Origin of the sequence: Hyphomicrobium sp. (assembly GCF_041659645.1) — a bacterium.
In the GTDB taxonomy this organism is placed as follows: Bacteria; Pseudomonadota; Alphaproteobacteria; order Rhizobiales; family Hyphomicrobiaceae; genus Hyphomicrobium_B.
Map to the genome: position 1 here is coordinate 189,692 of NZ_JBAZXX010000002.1, position 18,753 is coordinate 208,444.

An 18,753-nucleotide genomic window follows, 5' to 3' on the forward strand; every position below is an offset into this window, starting at 1 on the left:
TACACCAGATGATTTTAGACAAGATGACTCGTGGCATTGTGGTCAATGACAATTCGATATCCAGCCAAAAGCGATTAAGGTTTAGACCGTCGTAACTGGGCGCTCGAGTTCGTCGGCCGAGCAGGCGGCTGTTGCTTTTGTGGAATTGGCGCCAGGAGCTAGAGCGATCGCCCCCTCGACCGCGCCCATCGCGATGCCCGAGACAGATGAGCGGCTATCGGGAGATACTTCAGTGGCGGATGGCTGCGGGTCGAGCCAGGTCTCGCGCCAGAAGTAGAACTCGTTCTGTGGGTTCAGGATGCTTCCGCCTATGGCCGTCACGCCTTCAAGAAGAATGCTCGGCGTCTTGAGATGGAGCAACTCTCCTGTGCCCTCATGCACGATGCGGTCGATGCTGGCGGCAACACGATAGCTGCCGCCACAGTAGAAGATCATGTCCTTGCCGAACTCAAGGCCGCGATTGCGGAAATTCGGATTCAGCGTCTCTTCGATGGCATGCTTCGATTTTACCCGCACCATCTGTCCGGGTTGCAAGCCGATACTCCGGTACGGGGTGGGGCCGCTTTTCGTGGTCTCCATGATAGGCCAAATAGAACGTCCAAGCCGCCACTGTATCCCGTTGAACAATCGGACGCTCATTGCAACGAGGAGAGGAAGTAGCCGGAGATTGCCCACCCTGAGATCTCGCCAGTAGTGGCCGACATCTCGCATGTTTAGCTGACTTGATGCGCTCTGGATCTCGGTCATCTGGCAAACATAGCGCGGCCCTCCTTCAACCGTGACGTGGGTATTCGCGTCAAGAACCGGCTGGCCATGAGCGAGAAGGGTACGGGGGCCATCGGTTGACGGGCGCTTCAGCCAAGATTCTTTCCAGATCAACTGGCAGGCTGCCTGACACCCCCCATGGCTCCTGCCATCGCACCGCAACCCCTGCAGCAGCACTGCGTCGCGGACGCGCCGAATTCCGGTGCCGTGGGCATACTCCCACACTTTTTCGAGGCGCCGCTGGACTGCAACGCAATGTCCACAGAAGGCTGCCATCTCTGGCATGAACGGCAACCCGTCGAGACAGCCTCGCTCATCAAGAGTTGCGAGAATCTCAGGCAGACTCCGGACTTCGACCATTTCACCTGGCCGAAGATTCCCACCGGGGTTGAGGAACCGTCGGATTGCAAGCGACGTCGGACCATAAATGCGCTCGCGAGGCCCAATTGAAACATATGGCTCTCCGCGCTCTTCGTACATGTCTCGAACGATGACGATCAGCCCACCCAAGGCCACGATCGCAGCAACCGCGGAAAGCGCAAACAGTGCGACAGCTAACAATCCGACTAAAAGCTGAATTCCCCACTCGGGCAAATGATGCCGGCCAGCGGCTTGCCAACGCACATAAAGGACCGCGCCGGCCAGGGTGATCATGGCGACGGAGATGACGATCGCCGCGATTGTCGTACCAACGAAGCTACGGCGATGAGTACTCAGTTGCACTGGAGTGCCTACTCTGTTGTTACGACCTACTTCCGCACTTTCGCATTCGCCTGAACTGCGTTCCGGATATTCCCGTAAGGGCGAAGAAGCAAACTTCTCGTGGGACGATGCTGCCTCTTAAGAATGTTACGGTATCAGCAATATAATACGAACTTTTATCTATTTTTACATTTATTCGTCTGACTATAATAAGGGCGTAGTTAATTGTGGCGTGGAGTTACGTGGTGGCCTGTTTGCATGCTTTGCTGGGATTAGGAACTCATTTGGCGACGCCTGCGGGATGTGAGACGCGCAATAGCGCGGATGCGCTTGGAGCAGCCCGAGTAACCAACTCGTGCGGCCGACGTATTTCCCGAGCGGCGCTCCGCCAGCTATAGTCCGGGCAGTTATCAGGCGCTAATTAGCGGCGAATATTGTGTATCTGGTCCGCTTTGCGAAGACACCGGCACGTGGCGCTAAACTGTCGCGAATAGACGTTTTCATCAGCTTAAGCTTCACACCGCAGGATACCGCGCCCCCGGATTGCACACGATGATCATTCCCCCTTCCCGCGAGCGTGCAAGACCAAGCCCGGTAGCGGTTGTCGTCACCGTCTATAACAAAGCTCCGTACGCGCGGGATTGCATCGAGAGTGTCCTGACTCAGACCTACGCACCCGTAGAGCTTGTGGTGGTCGATGACGGAAGCACCGATGGTTCGTGGGATATTGTGCAGTCGGCAACGCTCGGAACCGATGTGACGCTTCTACGTCTCTCGAATGGCGGCGTGAGTAGGGCGCGAAACCTCGGGTTCGAAGCTTGCCGGACGAAACCAGAGTACGTGCTGTTTTTGGATGCCGACGACGTGCTATTGCCGGATGCGTTGCAAACGATGGTCGTGCACTTGAATGAGCACCCCGTGGCGGCTCTGTGCTACAGTGTGCCATTGCTGATTGACGAAGACGGCACGTCGTTGGGCATCGACCAGGATCGAGTTCGGTGGGCATCGACAAGGTATGGCCGGCGGAAGATAGCGGACAGTGAACTTGAAACTCCGCTTGAGGCAATCTGGTCGCGTTTTCGGGCAATACCCTCTTCGTCTCTCATCCGCTGTTCGGCGTTCAGGAAAACAACTGGCTGGGACAGTTACCTGTGCAGGCCTCATCGACCATTCCACGCCGAAGATAAGGACATGACTATACAGCTCGCGCTCACCGGCGAGATTCACCGCCTCGATAACCCGACAGTCAAATATCGGCAGTTGCCGACCGCCCACCAGAATAGCTTGTATGAGGGGTTGCTGGCTGTAGATAGAAAGTGGTGGAATGCTCCACTCGGTCGCGATACCCGCCGAAAAGTGCGCAGTGCAATTCGTTTCGATTCCTTCGTCGTAATTCTCCAGGCGAGCGAGGAGCTGCGGACGGCGCTGCTGGCCGGTTCCGTCCGGGACAGCATCGCGGGCAGCCGACAACTGCTCCGAAGCATTCTTCGCTGGATCGGTCTCCCAATCCGATTGCGGATTAATCCGTAAGGGAGTGCGATGAATCATTCTGCAGCGATATATCTGCTCGCGTCGTTCAGCGTAATCCCTCGTCCGACATCATATGTCATGACCATCGACTATCGCGTGTCCACGCACGTTCGAGCCAGCCTCCCGACAAAGGCTGGGCAATCCATCAAGTTCAGGAGTGAATAATGCCGGGGCCCTTCGTGAGTGTGGTTACGCCCGTCTATAACGACGAGCCCTATATTGAGGAGTGCATCAAGAGTGTCCTGGCGCAGTCGCACCAGGATTTCGAGTACATCATTTGCAACAATCACAGCAAGGATCGCTCAGGCGAGATCGCGGCAGACTATGCGGCCAGAGATCCGCGTATCCGGGTTGTGAGCCCGCCGGAATTCGTGCCTCAGGCCAAGAACTTCAACTTTGCGCTGCGACAGATCGATAGCCGGGCGAAATACTGCAAGATGCTGCTCTCGGACGACTGGATGTACCCTCAGTGCCTCCAGCAGATGGTCGAAGTGGCAGAGTCAAATCCTCGCATCGTTCTAGTGAGCGCATACCGCTTGATCGGGGATAGGCCCGATTGTTTTGGCGTCCCTGTGGAGCGCTCCTCGTTTCCGGGAAAAGAGCCCTGCCGTTGGCAGCTGTTCGGCACCGCCTTCCCTTTCGGAAGCCAGTCCACGGTTATGTACAATGCTGAATCCATCCGCAAACGGGCTCCGAAGTTCTTTCCCGAAGACCGGTTCTTCATGGACGTGGATATCGCGTTCCGATTGCTGGCGGACGGCGATTTCGGGTTCGTGCATCAGGTTTTGACCTATAGTCGTTATCAAGCTGACACAGTGACGGATACTGCCAGCCATTTCAATTCATGGCCGTTGTTGCACTACCTCATGGTGGAGCAATACGGCCGTGATTTCCTGACCCCGGACGAATTCCGAATACGCCATGACGAAGTCACCTCGGAGATGTACCGCGGGCTCGGCGAGCAGTGGCTCAAGGACAAAGTCCGCCGCGAGAAAAAGAAGGGATTTTGGGAATTCCAGCGCAAGCACCTCGGGGATATCGGCGTGGAGATTCGTCCGGATCTGCTGTCCAAGGGCATCTTGTCTGCCGGGCTCAATCTCATGGGCTCCCTCAGCAGTCTCAGGGGCAAGATCCGCAACGAGATGACGAAGGCGACGTGAGGCCAACCGGATCGGCGTTCCATGAGCCGGTGGCAGCGCATTGGTATTTCCAGATACTAGCTGCGCGCCGGTGTCGTCACCGCCCTCGGTCTACAGGTGGAATCCTGAAAACCCAGAGGAGGTTGATCAGAAAATTGAAGACGAAGGCAATCCCAATGCCGATTACTTTGGAGGGGGTGGGCGATATGCCAATGAGAGAGGCGCAGATTAGCGTAACCCCGACATTGACGGAAAATCCGCAGGCAGCGCCAAGCAAAAATTGCGATAGTCGAGTTCTTCCTTCGGCTTGATTGAAGACAAATCGGCTCGTCAGGTAGTAATTCACGAACGCCGCAACAAACCAACTCAGACCAGCGGCGAGAGCGATGGGCATTCCCACCGCCAGGAAGACATGAAATCCGGAAACGTCGACAATCGCTGCAAGACCACCCGTTCCGATGTAGCGGACGAATTTGGAAATCATCCTGGCGATCGTTCGAATAACGGCGCGAAGAGCGCGTCAGAGAACTTCGAAAAGCGGAGCCAACCATCGAGCGGCCTGTCGGAACGGATGAGAGCCCTTACTCCGACGCGGCGGGCCGCCTCGCCGTCTCTCTCGATCCGGTCCCCGACAAGAATCGTTTCGTCGGGGGTGACCCCTGCTGTCGTCATAAGCAGCTGAAGCCCACGAGGGTGCGGTTTCAGAATTCCGACATTTGCATCAGACGCAGCTACTACGTAGTCGGCCCCGAGTTCCATGGCGCTCAGCTTATCGCGCGCTGGATAATCCGAGAATATACCAATCGACTTGCGTTTGAGCTTCAGCGCCGAAAATAGCTCGGCAATGTTCGGGTAGCGGCAGGCGCGGATGTGCGCGAGAGGACGTCTCTCCATCCACTCGGCGACAATCGTGCGTACCTTATCCGGATCGATTTTGTTCGCCATTGCCGTTTGTGCGACGAGGACGTTGTCAAAGCCGTCGATCTCCGCGTCACCGAGCCTCTCGCGAAGTTTGCGATAGGTTCGCAAAACCCGCAGCGTCGCGAGGCTGCGAGTTCGCGCCACATCGCCTACGATCTCGCTCAACATGCGTAAACGCATCGCTCGCTGGTCGTACAATGTGCCGTCCACGTCGAAAACGACGAGGCGCACCGTGTCCCAATCGATGGATTCAGGCGTCATTGAATTGTAATGTAGCGTTGCGCCGCGAGAGTGTTCAGGAACGGGAGGTCGACGAAGCTCGTAAAGAGAAACATCGCGGCCAAGGCCATAACAATAGCGATGAGCCCGGACTCGCGGAAAAGCTTTTCGGGCTTTTGAGCGGACGATCCGGGGAGCGTCGACATCGAAAAATAGGTCGTGAACAGAAGCACGACGATCGGAATGAGAAGAACGAATTCGATGCGGTACTTTACCAAGAAGACAGTGAGGAAGAAGACCGAGAGCAGCGAATAAGCGAAGCAGGATGCGGTCAGCGATACTTCCGTGTAGCGGGCGAAGCTCGCTCGGTAGCGCACCAGGAGATCGACACCGTGAGCCGCTACGATCTCGCGATATTCGGAGAGGCGTTTTGCGGCCATGAGGAACGCTCCGCCAAACCAATAGGATAGGATGATCGATGCTGGAGGCAATGATGTGGGATCAACGATCGCCCAACCAATCAACAGGCGAATTGGATTGTTGACCGATTCCGAAATCACATCGAGATAGGCCTTATCTTTGCTTCTCAGTGGAGCGACGTTGTAGACGATTCCCTGCAAAGCGAAGAGACAAGCGATAATGAACATGAGCTCACTCGACAGCGCCGCGCAGATGAGGCCCACACTGACCAGAAGCGCCCATTCAAGCGCGATAAGCTTGCCGCTCATGACCTTTTGCACGGCGGAACGCTGAGACTTGGCGGGATGGTGCTTATCGAATTCGCGATCCAGCCATTCGTTGATGACGTAGTTGGCCGAGGCAATACAGATCGCGGTGGCAAACCCAAGCACGAGCGATAACAGAAGGTGATCGCTGCGAACTCCTCGCAACAAGTAAGCGAGAACAATACCCGGGACTATAAAGATATGCTTAGTGCTGTGATCGAGTCGGGCGATCGCAAGGTATTCCTTGAAACCGGCGCGATGGGCCGCGTTACCCGGCATAGCGCTTTCCGACGATACCATTGATTGAACTCTTTCCTGTGTGCTCAGCAGAAGTTAATGACCGTCACGTCAGGCCGCGGCCCCGAATGTTTCTCGAATGGCACCGCCGACGTTCCGCCGCTTCAAGAGCGTGTCGACGCCGAACGCTGCCAATATCATCAGTAATGGTAGGATGGGCACCGAGTAGCGGCCGAGGGGGATCAAGATTGCGACGAACACATTCATGACAACGATAGGAAGCCAAAGCAGCCAAGACGGCCGCCCCTCCTCGTGCGCTCTCTTCAAGCCGATAAATGCTAGCGCCCAGCAAATGATCGCCAATGAAGCCGGAACTAGAGAATTTTTTAAACTCGTCATTTCGTACCAGAACGTGAACAACCCGACAACGATCTTCCGAACGGTATCGAGGGGTTGCGTGACAATCAATTGCTTCGCGACGCGAGCGTTGTTCGCTTCGTCAACGACTTCGTCAGCCTCCCATTCCGTGCCCGCGTCGCGCGCGATTTTCCGGAACCATTCATTGGATTCGTTCTCAGCATCCGTGTACGGCGGCTTTTGCAGCGTGGCAAATTCGTATCGCGTGAAGATGTATCCACGCAGGAAGGAATCGCTGGCGCCCGGCGTGAGAAGGACAAACCGACCGCCCGTGACCTGGTAGTTTCGGTACGTCCAAGGCGCCAGGACGACCGCCATCGTCACAAACATGGCGGCAACAGCGATGAAACCTCTCATCGAGTGCCGCTTGATAGCCAGAACGGCACTCACGATTCCGAACGCGACCACGACCGGCAGCATCACGCCTTTCGTCAGCGTCGCGCACATTCCAACAACGCCAAGCAGGATGCCGTTTACGATCGTTGGCCGTTCATGGAAGCGCACAGTCAACCAGACCGTCAGCACGCAGAGGAACGTCAGCAGCGTTTCCATTTGCAGGTCCGCAACGTATCGCAGAAGCATAGGATGCAGGGCGCAGAACAACCCTGCCAAAAATCCCGTTCGTGCGTTGTAGAGGTGCCGCCCCAGGGAAAATACCAACAAACACGTGCCGACGTGCAAGAGACTCTGAAGGAGTACGACGACTAAATCGCTGCCTCCGAAGCGGTACACAAGCGCAATTGCTTCCGGATAGAGCGAGGCCGCGCGGCGGGTCAGTTTAGTAAAACCGTTTTCAACAAACCCGCGGGCGATTTCTCCGTAGTGATAGGGATCGCCGGTGTTCGCGACGAGGCTTTGAGCGCGAAAGACGCCGAATATCATCGCCAATGCCGCGACCAGTGCAACGCCCGCAATGATCGCGCCGTATCGCCAGCATAGATTCGTTTCGGTTTTGGTCGCGACGTTCATTTCGGTCTCCGTGCCACGATCTTACGAATGGCCTTCGATACGCGGCAGTTCTCCGGTTCCGAGATCAACGCCTTCCCGATCCCTGCGCACTTACCGTTAGTGGCAATGAGCCCCCAAGTTGCGCCAACATAACTTGCGAAACGGTGAGTGCCGCGGGAAAAAGCGTAAAAACGTAAATTATGCTTTCATGACAAATCGCGGGCCGACTCGTTAACACATCGTTGTCGAGTTCGCCGGGCCGGGGTTCTGTCCGGGACTCGCGTCACGGGCGGTGGGCTCCGGCCAGCTCACGAGGAGCTGTCAACTCAGGTTTCAATTCTCCGGACGCGCCCGGAGCCGAGGACTGTCAGTTACGGTCTGTCCGGACCCAGCTCGTCGCCCGTCTGCCTGCGAGAACGCGAAGGTGGTGGCGCAATTTTGAGATAACGTAAGGGACAATGGACGCCAAAGATCTTGGCGGCAAGGCATCGCGGCCATACTTGGACCAGGCGATCACGATGGTTCCGGACAGAACGACGATGGCGGCGCAGATGACATAGAAGGGAAATACGGACAGACCGACTGCCGCGGCCAACCCAGTGATGGCCGTTAGCGCAAAGAGCAACATGGCGAGTAGAAAAATTGGCGGGACGGCCAAGTCCAATGCCATCGCCAGCAATCGCAAATTGCGGTTGGCAATTGCCGAGTAAAAAGCGCGCGGCACCATTGAAACAATCAGCTCCCGATGGCCCTGCTCCCAGCGCTGTTGTTGCGTTTTCCGTCCTTGCTCAGAGGACGCAAAGTGGCTTGTTACCACCGCTGAAGGACAAAACAGCGGCGCGTGGCCCTTTAGGGCCAGATCCAGCCCAAGCTTTAGATCTTCGGTCAACGCCCCCGTCGCGAGATTTACGGAGGTCAGGACGCTCCACGGGAATGCCATTCCTGTGCCCACCAACTGGCAAGACAGGTTGAAATTAAAAAGACCGAGTGGGCGCACCCAGTTCTTCAAGCGCCAGGTGAATTCCGAGACTTGATCGTTAACGGGCGAGTCATCCGGGGTGCGCATTAAATAAAGCGCCTGTACTGGCCGCTTCGTCGAGAATGCGCGCTCGGCGAGAGAATCGAGGGCTCCGCCCTCGAGACGACAATCTGCATCGACCATTATTACGACCTCGGGCGCCGCGCCCGAGAGGTGTCGAATGCCGTAATCGAGAGCATGGCCTTTGCCGAGGTTTTCGTCGTCATGGCGCTCTATAACTTCCGCTCCCGCGGCGCGCGCAATGCTCGCCGTATCATCCGAACAATTGTCAGCGACTACGAGCAGGCGATCGCGCGGATTAATCTGACGCAATACGTCGGCCAATGTGGGGAGAATATTTGCGCCCTCGTTGTGGGCCGGTACGAGGACGGCCAGGGAGGGTCGTGTGAAATCGCTTTGGCGTTGCCAATTTCGTTGTGGAAGCAAAGTCGCAGCCAACACTTCGAGCAGCAGGACGACAACAGGAATGAATAGGAGGCACGCAATCACACCTAGAGTTCCCGACATCAACGCGGCAGCGGTGGCAACGACCATTTCGTGAGACACCATCAAATCAATCGTTCATTCACAAAGTCGAGCCGGATTGCCGGGAGAGGCCTCTCACATCACAGGACCCTCGTAACACCGTATCACGTGGACGACAAACGACCGCAGCGCCAAGATGATCTCGCGGCGATCAAGGGCGCAGCCTTGCGCCCATTGCATGTGTGACGATCAACCCGAAGATTTTCGGGCAGTGGACTAGGTATCGCTTCGCGAGGCGTTTGGGATTCGACGCAAGGCGGTGGAGCCACTCCAATCCAGAATTCTGAATCCAGAGTGGAGCGCGTTGCTGCTTGCCGGTCAGAAAGTCGATCGATGCGCCGATACAAAGAGCCACTCCCCTCGCCTCCGGTTGCGCCAGAATCCGGTATGCCAATGTTTCCTGTTGCGGCGCTCCGAGGGCCAGGAACGTCAGGTCCGCGCCGCTGGCCAATACAAACGCGAGGCACTTCCGCACCTCTTCATCGGAGGCGATGAAGCCCATCGGCGGCGTGTACGAGACGATGTTGAGACCTGGGAAGCGGCGTTGGAGGATGGCACAATCGGCGGCGCTTGGGCCGACAATGGCGATTTTCAATCGGAGGCCGGATGCTCGCGACAGAAGGGCGGCGGTCAGATCGCTACCGGTTACGACGTCGAGCTTCGATCCGCACAATCGAGCCAATCTGCTGAGCACACGACTGTCGCAATAAATTCGCCATGCTGCGGCGTACTTGGTACGCAGTGCGTCCCCTTGTTCGTGAATCTCGACGACATGCTGCACATTGGGCGTAACGACATATCTGAACGGCTGTCCTACGCTGTTCAATATGTCATCAATTGCGGACTGGGTCGTACCGCCGTCGAACGCGATGCCGAGAAATTCCGTCGTGTTTGACAGCGTCATCTACAAATCCTGCAAGCACACCTCGGTACTTGTTTTGCCTTCCGGGGGTAATGGCAAGCACGAAAGACGATACGAAAATTAGCGGACGGTGTGTGCAGCCTTACGGAGGGCGACGATTTGTTTGCCACCTGGCCGATACTTCACGTAGATGCACATCGGAGCACTTCAGCCTTCACGATCAGAGCGGAAGCAATTGGAGACTATCTGGCACATGATAAGCGGCAAGCATAAATGGGGTTAATCCCCGGAGCAACCGCTGCCGGCAAAGGGAGATCAGGTCGAATAAAGCTTGGCTCTTATATCTTCTGCGAACCTCAAATCCTCCATAATAGGTAATCATGTCCGGCCGCCAGCGAGTTTTTGAAATGTCTGTCCCGCTCGACAGGTTCACTATGTGAAGCTTGTTATCGATTGCCCATTTAATAACCTCGGCAACGACCGTCGTCATGATGCTGTAACGGCCCCATCGGGGATCGTAGCCGGAATAATACAAATATATTTCGTCACCGAATTTGAAGCCAATTCTACTCGCCACCACCTGATCATCGATTAGGAGCTCAAAAATTCGCAGTTCTCCACGTAGAGCGAGTTCCGTGCAGTACTGGACCAGGAACGAGCGGCTGACGCTCGAGACAAAGACATCGGGATGTTTGACGGAGGTGACGTGTCTGGCACGAGTTGCGTGAAGAGCAAAAAACCGATCAAGAGCTGCGGGGGTGTCTTCTACTTTGGCCACGATACGCAGATGAAAAGAGATGTTATCGCGGGCGAGAGAATTATAGCACTTTCTAAGGGCTTCCTTCATATTCCGGGACAAGTTCGAGCGAAAATCGTTCCAGTCGGATGGAAGTTTGAGAATATGAAGTGTCTTATCTAACTGCGGCGTTGGTCGAATTCGCGCTGGCAGTATCTGAGATGGGTCTTGCATTCGCAAACCCCGCCACTGGACCCAGTCGGCATCATTCGCGTCCACCAGCAATGCAGAAATCGAACGAACAACCGCAGAAATGTATTCAGGTTGACAAAGCGGGCCACGAAGCTCGGTGACATTCGAATCCGCCCCGTAAAATTGAAGCTCCTTGGCGGTCAACGGTCCAAAGCCCGGCCGCCGGGTCAATACCATTGGCGCAACCGCGACCAACTCCCCATCTTGGTTGCGCAGTGCAAAAAGTCTCGGGGTATCTTTCGCTCTAATATTGTTGCGCTGGAAATGCTGCCACCAGGTCGAAGTCCACAATTGTGTCGCAAAGGGCAGCCGCGGCGAGATCTTCTCGTGGAGCGAATCCCACTCCGCGGCCAAGTCGCGCAATCCCGCTTCGCCGGTTACTTCCTCGACGCTGAGCACCGGATCCTGCGCGGAAATACGAGCCATATGGTTCATGAGCAGAGTTCGCGATAACCTGTTTTGTATTTGGCCTTCTCGCATCAATTTGTATAGGGATTCAATCGAGGTAGAAACGCAAATTTCGGCGGCTTAGGCAGAATCAGTCGCATTCCCGGCGACGCGCTTTCATCCGCGTAGAAACCGAAGGGCAGGCCACGAGACGACCGTCCAGATGACACGAATCTTCAACTTGCCTTCAGACGTGGCCCCGAAACAAATCTGAGGGTTTGGTTGACCCTCGCCGGCGTCGCGGCGGCTGAAATAAAGAGGGTCTGCATTCGACCGGTGCAATCGCCGAATTGAACGCGGAATGTATTCTTAAGCAGATTTGACAGCTCGATTTCGATCGCAGTGATACCGAGCGCGTCGGCCATGTCCCGGATTAGAACGGCGCGATCGCTCACGTGCTTCTGATGGCAGAGCTTCGACCTTCTGGCCGACGGATGGTTTGCAGGTTTCATTGTTGGACACTCGCTGGACTGCTTCAGCGACGTATCAGCAAAGGGCGCGCCACATGAGCTGGCGCAATAGTTGGTTGTATATGATTTATGTGCTGCCGGTCCGGGTCCGGGGCCGACGATACCAGTATAACTTTCGCCGCAGCAGCTGCCGCGGGGCACGCGCGTTCGCGTGATCGTGAGGTATTAAATACAAAAAAAGGGGGACGAAATCTCGTCCCCCGTCGGCATTAGAAATCGCTTGATCAGAAATCGAGGCGGAGCATCGAGCCGCCGTAGACGCCTTCGCCGCCGGCGCGCGTATCGCCATCGCCGTTACCCGCGAACTGCTGGCCGATATCAAATGTGATCTTGGCCGGCACGTTGATCCACCACATCTTGAACGGGATGGTCGCGAAGGCACCGACACGAGGCGCGTAATCGGCGCCATCGCCGTAGACCGCGGCTTCAGGACCGAAGACGATCGTCTGCTTGTTCCAGCCGATACGGGCCTGGCCGTAATAGGAGTCGAACGCCGTCGAGTAGCTACCTTCAAGGCTGGCGTAGTAGGGAAGTTCGTCGTCGGACTCGAGCTCGGCCGCAACCTTGAAGCCATCGGCGCCGCCCTTGACGTCGCTGTTCGGATCGTCAGGCGACAAGTGGGCGTTGCGCACCTCGTAGCCGACGTAGCCAATCGCGCTCCAGTTGTCCCAGATCCACTGATAGCCGAGCATAATATCCAGCGAGCGATCGTCGACGTCGATCTTCGAATTCGGCGCCTGTGACTCGCGATAGTTGTAGTCGGCAATGACGCCCTCACTTCTGAGGAGCAAGCCGTTGTGATAGAGGTCGTTCGTCAGACCGAATACGGTGCCGCCATAATAGTAAACTGAGTCCGGCGCGGCATCGATGCCCTGATAGGTGATCGTGCGCGGCCCGTGATTTTCATCGATGGGCGTCGCGTTCCCGCCTAAGAACCTCGGACGGTCGAGTTTATAAACAAGCGCCAGCTCGCCGGTGACGATCGAGGGAGCCTCGCGGTCGACGTAGTGGGTGCCCTCAAAGGTTCCGGTGTTGGTAACCTCACTGCCGAAGTCCGAATAGCGCGCTTCACCGCGAAGATAGAAGTTGTCGTTCAGCTTGCGCTCGAAACCGCCGCCGACGAAATAGCCGCTGAACCAGTTGCCGCCCTTGCCTGCGAGCGTCGGACCGACTCCGTTGGCGTCGATATCCCACCAGCCATCGTTCGAGAAGTGAGCCTGCGTATAGCCCGCGTTCGCATAGATCATCGTACGATCGTTGACGAGGTAGCCGAGACGGCCGCCGATGGCCCACGAGCGATCGATGACGAGACCGTCGTGAATATCTTCATTGCCGCGCGTGAACTCGGAGGTCGAGACATCGACGAAAGCGCCGACAAGGAAACGGTCGTTGATCTGACGGTCGTAGCCGAACATCGTCGAGATGAAACCGCCGTCGGCCGATTCATTGACCGACGAGTTGGACGTCACCGGATCACCCGCGTTGTCGTGATAATTGTTCTTCGAATGGTTGTGGCCGTACCCGGCGCCGACGCCGAAGTAGAAGCCCGTCCAACTTGGAACCTCGACTTGTACAGGCGTGTCTTTCAGCGAAAACGGGCCGTCCGCCAACGCGGATGCGCTCAAAGCGGGGATTGCCGCGCCGAAAGCAACTAACGCCAAAGTCTTCTTCATCAACATTCCCCGAGCGTATGACCGCGATCGCGGCCTATTTCGCAGCCAAAGGGTTAACGTCCCGTTTGGCTGCGTTCTGTTTGGGGACAGTGGAACGTGATTCGCGCTTACCCGTCGATGCTCAGGTCGTTAGTCAAGAGTCTTTGGCCGGACTTATTTGCCCGAAAGCCACAACCCGGCCCGCAATCACGCCGATAACGGCAATAATTCCAGGCGTTTCTTGATCTGACGCCGCGGACCGGAATGTTGTGCACACAAACTTGTAGCGGTCGCCAAACCGACGATCGGAATGACGGCCTCCGGCTGTGCCGCCAGAGGTTCGCACGGCGTTCCATGCCAGCGGGTCGCGGGGGGAAGATCCTCGCCTTTCATCAGCACCGACAGCGCGCCGAGGCTGGAGCGGTCATGCATTTCCGTGCCGTAGAGGACCACGCCCATATTGCCGACGGAGCAATCCTTGCCGATCTTGATACGGTCCGCCTTGAAGACGCGGTCCTCGAACAGATGGTTCTGGACGGTCGAACCGAGGTTCAAGCACGAGCGGTCGCCGATCTCGACGAGGTCGAACTCGGAGAAGAGTGTCGTTTCGAGATAGCACCCCTTGCCGATCTTGCAGCCCATCAGACGCAGGCAGGTCGCGACGAACGGCGTGCCGAGCAGCGGCGTCATCGCCGTTGCCGCGTTCATTTCGAAAACACCGTTGACGAGCTCGTTATTCCAGATGAACCGGCTCCACAGCGGTTTGACGGTCGGCGTGATGCGACCGACGATCAGCTTCTTGACGAGGGCCGTGATCAGCACTGAAGCGGCGGCCAGCGCCGTCGCCACCAGCGGGATGCCGGCGATGACCATCCAAAGCGGCAACGAGCGGTAGCCGACGACGAGATAGGACGCGAGCGCCACGCCTTCGGCCGCCATGATGAAGCCTGGCAACAGGATGCGAGCCGTGTCGGTCAATGTCCGCGCCACGACAGCTTTTCGCGTCGGAGCAAAGATCTCGGCGTTGTTGAAGCAGACGTTGCGCTGAGTATGCGGCAGCTCGAAGCCGGGCGAACCGAGCCAACGGGTGTTGTCGGGAACGTTTTTCATGTTCGCCGGAGGAGTCGAGACCACACCGATCAAGGCATCGTCGCCAATGGAGTAGCCGCCGGGCACGAGCGCGCTGTTGCCGATGAAGCTGCGAGACCCGACGCGGACGGCGCCGATTTCGACGCCGCCGCCGTACACTCGCTGGCCGCCGACAAGGCAGGCGTCGGCAAGGAAGCTACCCTCCCCGACTTCGAGGTGATGCGGATTGATGTGCGCGACCGTCGAGACTTCAGATCCTGCGCCGATCTTGGCTCCGAGCGCGCGCAGGAAGGCCGGGCAGTAGATCGTTGCATAGACCGGCTGCAGAATCGTCTTGGTGTTTTCAAGCAGGTAGCTCTCGAACCAATGGCGCAGATACTTGACGCTATACTGCGACATGCGCCCCGGCGCGACCGGCCGGATGATGCGCACCATGTCGATCGCGCCGAAAGCGTAGCTCAGAATACCGACCGGCACGGCGACGAACGCCGCGATGATGCCGCCGATGGGGCCTGCATACCAGAGCCCCCCCGCGATCAAGACGATCGACGGGATCATCGTTGCGATCAGGAAATAGCCCATCACGTAAATCAGCGCGAGGTGAAGCACGCCAAAGACAAAGCGCTTCAGTCTCAGGGCACGCACAGGCTTGCCTTCGGGCAGAACGACCTCGGCGAGCTTCGCCGGCGATCCACGACGGCATTCGTAGCTCACCATGGCGGTGCCATCGGGAAGCAACGACATATCGTCAAGACGGGCGCCGTCGCCCATGCGGGTATCGAGGCCGAGCGCACAGTGCATGCCGATGAAGCAGTCGTTTCCGATTTCGACGGGCGCAATCACGAGATGTCCGTCTTCGACGCGATATCCGAGAATGTGGGTTTCCAGTCCGACGCTGGTGCCGCTGCCGATCGAGACGACGTCGAACGCACCGCAAAGTGACGTACATAGCGTCACGTCGCGGCCGATCTTGGCACCCATCGCGCGCCAATAGAGGCTCATCAACGGCGTGCCGGTGAACATCTCGGCCCAGCTCAACGCCTGGAACCGGGTGACCAGCCACCAGCGGAAATAATAAGCGCCCCAGAGCGGATAACGCCCCGGTTTGACGCGGCCGATGACGAGCCATTTCAGGGCAATGCTGAACAGCAGCATGCACGGCCAAGTCCCGAAGCCGATGTAGGTCGAGATTTCGGCGGCCTGTACCCAATCCATTTTGCCGTCGATAACGGCGGTCGTCGTCAACACCAGATAAGCGAGCGGCGCTGCGAGGATGGCATAGTAAAGCGAAACGCTCAGCGCCTGGAGCGTGACCGTCGTCCAGCGCGTCAGGGGATGAACGCCCGAGACGCCTTGCGCTTGCGTATTGTCGTTCGCGACGGTGTTTCGGCCGGACGCCTCGATCCGCTTCTGAAGAATTGCGGCGAGACGGCGGACTGTGCGGTACTCGTAGAAATCACGGACCGAGAGCTGCACGCCGATGATTTGCTCGCGCAGCAGGCTCGCGCACCGAGACGCCATGAGAGAGTGGCCGCCGAGGTCGAGGAAGAAATCGTCCGTGACCGAAACTCTTGCCAGGCGGAAGGCTTCGCTCCAAGCGGCCGCGACTCGGCGTTCGAGATCGGTTGCGGGCTCGACGATATCGTTCTGCCCCTTCAGCAGCGTAGACGGTGCGGGAAGATTTTTCCGGTCGACCTTGCCGCTCGGCATCATCGGGAGACTGTCGATGACGTCGAGATATTGCGGCACCATGTAGGCCGGCATCCGCCGCCTGAGGAGCGCATCGATTTCCGTGCGATTGAGCGCGTCCGCGCCGCCGTTCGTGACGACGTATGCCGCGAGATCCTTGGTGTCGTCCCGGTCGATGACAGCGACCGTCGCCGCCTTGACCTCGGGATGCTCCATCAGGATCGCTTCGATCTCCGACAGCTCGATGCGGAAGCCGCGAATTTTCACCTGGTCGTCGAGGCGGCCAAGGAAGAATAGTTCGCCTTCGAGGCCGAGGCGGACATGATCAAACGTCCTGTAAAGACGATCTTTATTTTCTGGCTCGATCGTATTGGCAATGAAGCGCTGATCGGTGAGAGCTTCAAGATTCATGTAGCCGCGGCCGACGCCCGCGCCGCCGATGAACAGCTCGCCGCTTTCGCCGGGCCGCACGGGATTTGAATTTTCATCGAGCACATAGGCGGAATAGCCGGGCAGCGGTTGGCCGATCGCAACGGGTTCGCCGCTGACGCACTCCGACCAGGTGGCGACGACGGTGGCTTCCGTCGGGCCATAGGTGTTGAGCATCCGCCGGCCGGGTTTCGCCCAGCGCGTTACGAGTTCATTTGAGCAAGCTTCGCCGCCGAGAATGAGGGTTTTGACCGACGGAAGATCGCGGTCGATCATTGCCAGCATCGTCGGCACGGTCGAATAATACGTGATGCCCATATCGTCGATGAACTGGGCGACGTCGACCGGCGACCGTTCGACGTCTTCAGTCGGGACGACGAGCGTTCCGCCGCGCGAGAATGCGGCCCAGATTTCTTCAACGGAAGCGTCGAACGCGGTCGAGAAGCCCTGATAGACGCGGTCGTTCAGATTGACGCGATAAACGGTTTGCAGCGTTTTGACGAAGGCGACGACGTTGCGGTGCTCGATCATCACGCCTTTGGGGCGCCCCGTCGAACCGGAGGTGAAGATCACGTAGCTCAGCGCTTTGTTGCTGATTTCTGCGTCGATGCGCAGGACACGCTCGGCCGGTTGCCCGGCAAGAGCCTGCTGCTCGCGGTCGAGGCGCAGAAGCGGGGTTTCGAGCTCACCTTCGATCTGATCGGCGAGTGCTTCCTCGGTGATGATGGAGTGCAGTTTGCCGTCTTCAGCAATCGCGCGGATGCGCTCCAACGGCGCGCGCGGATCAATCGGGACATAGGCGCCGCCGGCTTTCAGAATGCCGAGAATGGCCGCGTAAAGGCGCGGCGACTTCTTGAGGTAGATGCCGACGAGCGCATCGGGGCCGACGCCCTTGGAGACCAGATAGTTGGCTATACGATTTGCCGACCGATCGAGTTCTTCATAGCTTACCGTCTCGCCCGCGAACTCAACCGCTGGATGGTCCGGCCGCCGCCGCGCCTGCACCTCGAAATAGTGATGCAACAAGCGCGGTTCCCGGGTTCGCTCGATTGCGAGTGGGAGCAAATCTGGCTCGTAAACGGACACGGCATTCCTCAATCGACTGGCGCCAGAAGGCGCCTTTCGTCGTGGCGTCGCTCATCGCGATGGCCACAGAGAGAGGCTGCCCTTGGCAGTTCACGATCCACGTTTGAAACGATGTCGCCGCCCGGCGGTCCTGCTGTCCCGACACGAGGCGATCGTTGCGGGGATCGAACGCAACTAACAATGCGTCAGCAATTCCAGTGCCAAGCATCTTGAGGTAGGCTTCCTTCAGCGTCCAAAGGCGGGAAACCGCCTGATCCCGCTCGCCTTTCGGCAAAGTGTTAACCGCCGCCCGCTCGGACGCGGTGAAGGTGTCGGACAGCCATTGGCCGGTCGATGGAAAGACCGAAGCTTCGATATCGATACCGACGTCCCGGCTCGCGGAAACGGCGATAACAGAGGCCCATTCCGTGTGAGAACAACTGAAATGGAGAGCTTTCGGACCACCGATCAGCATCGGCTTGCCGGTCTCGGTCCGACCAAAGCGCCATGCCTGCGGAGCGACCCGGCCGTCGACGGTTTGAGACAGCGCGATGCGCAGCGCGGCGCGCGTCGTTAACGAACGACGGCGTACGGCGATATCGCGGATCGCGGAAAATTCCGCGACGTCCTCCGCCACGAATGTCGCGCAACGATCCGCTCTCCTGTCCCAAGGTCCGTGCGGGACGTACCAAATCCGGACACCCGGCGAAATTTCGAGCCCCGACACCGGATTGGAGCATTCGCGAACGCGAGCTTCCGAAACGCCCGCAGAATCGCGCCATCCGCTCAGTCTGCGGAACGCTAAAATTGGAGCAATACTTGCAACGAATTCGAAACCAATCACCGAGCTGGCCTTTTCTGGCGCAAACGCAGTGACGTGTTCTGCAAAGATCAG

General features: G+C 57.7%; 13 protein-coding genes. 2 read left to right on the top strand and 11 right to left on the bottom strand.

Features of this window, described 5'->3' with window-relative positions; translation table 11 throughout:
- Positions 1–81: 81 nt before the first annotated feature.
- Positions 82–1,419, bottom strand: coding sequence for a hypothetical protein (locus WC811_RS06000; protein WP_372642033.1), 1,338 nt, complete (start codon positions 1,417–1,419; stop codon positions 82–84).
- 600 nt (positions 1,420–2,019) lie between these two features.
- Between WC811_RS06000 and WC811_RS06005 the strand changes: the two genes are divergently transcribed.
- Both WC811_RS06005 and WC811_RS06010 read left to right on the top strand, forming a co-directional pair.
- The gene (locus tag WC811_RS06005; RefSeq protein WP_372643680.1) at positions 2,020–2,997 is read left to right on the top strand and encodes a glycosyltransferase family A protein; all 978 of its coding nucleotides are present in this window, start codon (positions 2,020–2,022) and stop codon (positions 2,995–2,997) included.
- Between the two features lie 164 nt (positions 2,998–3,161).
- Positions 3,162–4,157: a glycosyltransferase family 2 protein gene (locus WC811_RS06010; RefSeq protein ID WP_372642035.1), complete on the top strand. Its 996-nt coding sequence runs from the start codon at positions 3,162–3,164 to the stop codon at positions 4,155–4,157.
- A gap of 76 nt (positions 4,158–4,233) precedes the next feature.
- Here WC811_RS06010 and WC811_RS06015 read toward each other — a convergent pair whose 3' ends face one another.
- The 10 genes from WC811_RS06015 to WC811_RS06060 all read right to left on the bottom strand — a co-directional run bounded on the left by WC811_RS06015 (position 4,234) and on the right by WC811_RS06060 (position 18,702).
- Positions 4,234–4,620: a GtrA family protein gene (locus WC811_RS06015; RefSeq protein WP_372642037.1), complete on the bottom strand. Its 387-nt coding sequence runs from the start codon at positions 4,618–4,620 to the stop codon at positions 4,234–4,236.
- Positions 4,617–5,318 carry an HAD family hydrolase gene (locus tag WC811_RS06020; protein WP_372642039.1) on the bottom strand — a complete coding sequence of 234 codons (702 nt, stop codon included), beginning with the start codon at positions 5,316–5,318 and terminating at the stop codon, positions 4,617–4,619. Before WC811_RS06020 ends, WC811_RS06015 begins: the two co-directional genes overlap by 4 nt.
- A complete protein-coding gene (locus tag WC811_RS06025; RefSeq protein WP_372642041.1) occupies positions 5,315–6,280 on the bottom strand; it encodes a UbiA family prenyltransferase in 966 nt (321 codons plus the stop codon). Before WC811_RS06025 ends, WC811_RS06020 begins: the two co-directional genes overlap by 4 nt.
- Before the next feature lie 69 nt (positions 6,281–6,349).
- On the bottom strand, positions 6,350–7,624 hold the full coding sequence (locus tag WC811_RS06030; RefSeq protein ID WP_372642043.1) for an ArnT family glycosyltransferase: 1,275 nt from the start codon (positions 7,622–7,624) through the stop codon (positions 6,350–6,352).
- Positions 7,625–7,970: 346 nt separating this feature from the next.
- A complete protein-coding gene (locus tag WC811_RS06035) occupies positions 7,971–9,191 on the bottom strand; it encodes a glycosyltransferase family 2 protein (RefSeq protein ID WP_372642045.1) in 1,221 nt (406 codons plus the stop codon).
- Between the two features lie 127 nt (positions 9,192–9,318).
- Positions 9,319–10,071: a WecB/TagA/CpsF family glycosyltransferase gene (locus WC811_RS06040; RefSeq protein ID WP_372642047.1), complete on the bottom strand. Its 753-nt coding sequence runs from the start codon at positions 10,069–10,071 to the stop codon at positions 9,319–9,321.
- A gap of 178 nt (positions 10,072–10,249) precedes the next feature.
- Positions 10,250–11,452 carry a GNAT family N-acetyltransferase gene (locus WC811_RS06045; RefSeq protein WP_372642049.1) on the bottom strand — a complete coding sequence of 401 codons (1,203 nt, stop codon included), beginning with the start codon at positions 11,450–11,452 and terminating at the stop codon, positions 10,250–10,252.
- Positions 11,453–12,158: 706 nt separating this feature from the next.
- Positions 12,159–13,607, bottom strand: coding sequence for a cellulose biosynthesis protein BcsS (gene bcsS, locus WC811_RS06050; protein WP_372642051.1), 1,449 nt, complete (start codon positions 13,605–13,607; stop codon positions 12,159–12,161).
- A 186-nt stretch (positions 13,608–13,793) separates the two neighbouring features.
- Positions 13,794–17,816, bottom strand: coding sequence for a Pls/PosA family non-ribosomal peptide synthetase (locus WC811_RS06055; protein WP_372642053.1), 4,023 nt, complete (start codon positions 17,814–17,816; stop codon positions 13,794–13,796).
- On the bottom strand, positions 17,761–18,702 hold the full coding sequence (locus WC811_RS06060; RefSeq protein ID WP_372642055.1) for a 4'-phosphopantetheinyl transferase superfamily protein: 942 nt from the start codon (positions 18,700–18,702) through the stop codon (positions 17,761–17,763). The genes WC811_RS06055 and WC811_RS06060 overlap by 56 nt, the downstream gene beginning before the upstream one ends.
- Positions 18,703–18,753 lie beyond the last annotated feature (51 nt).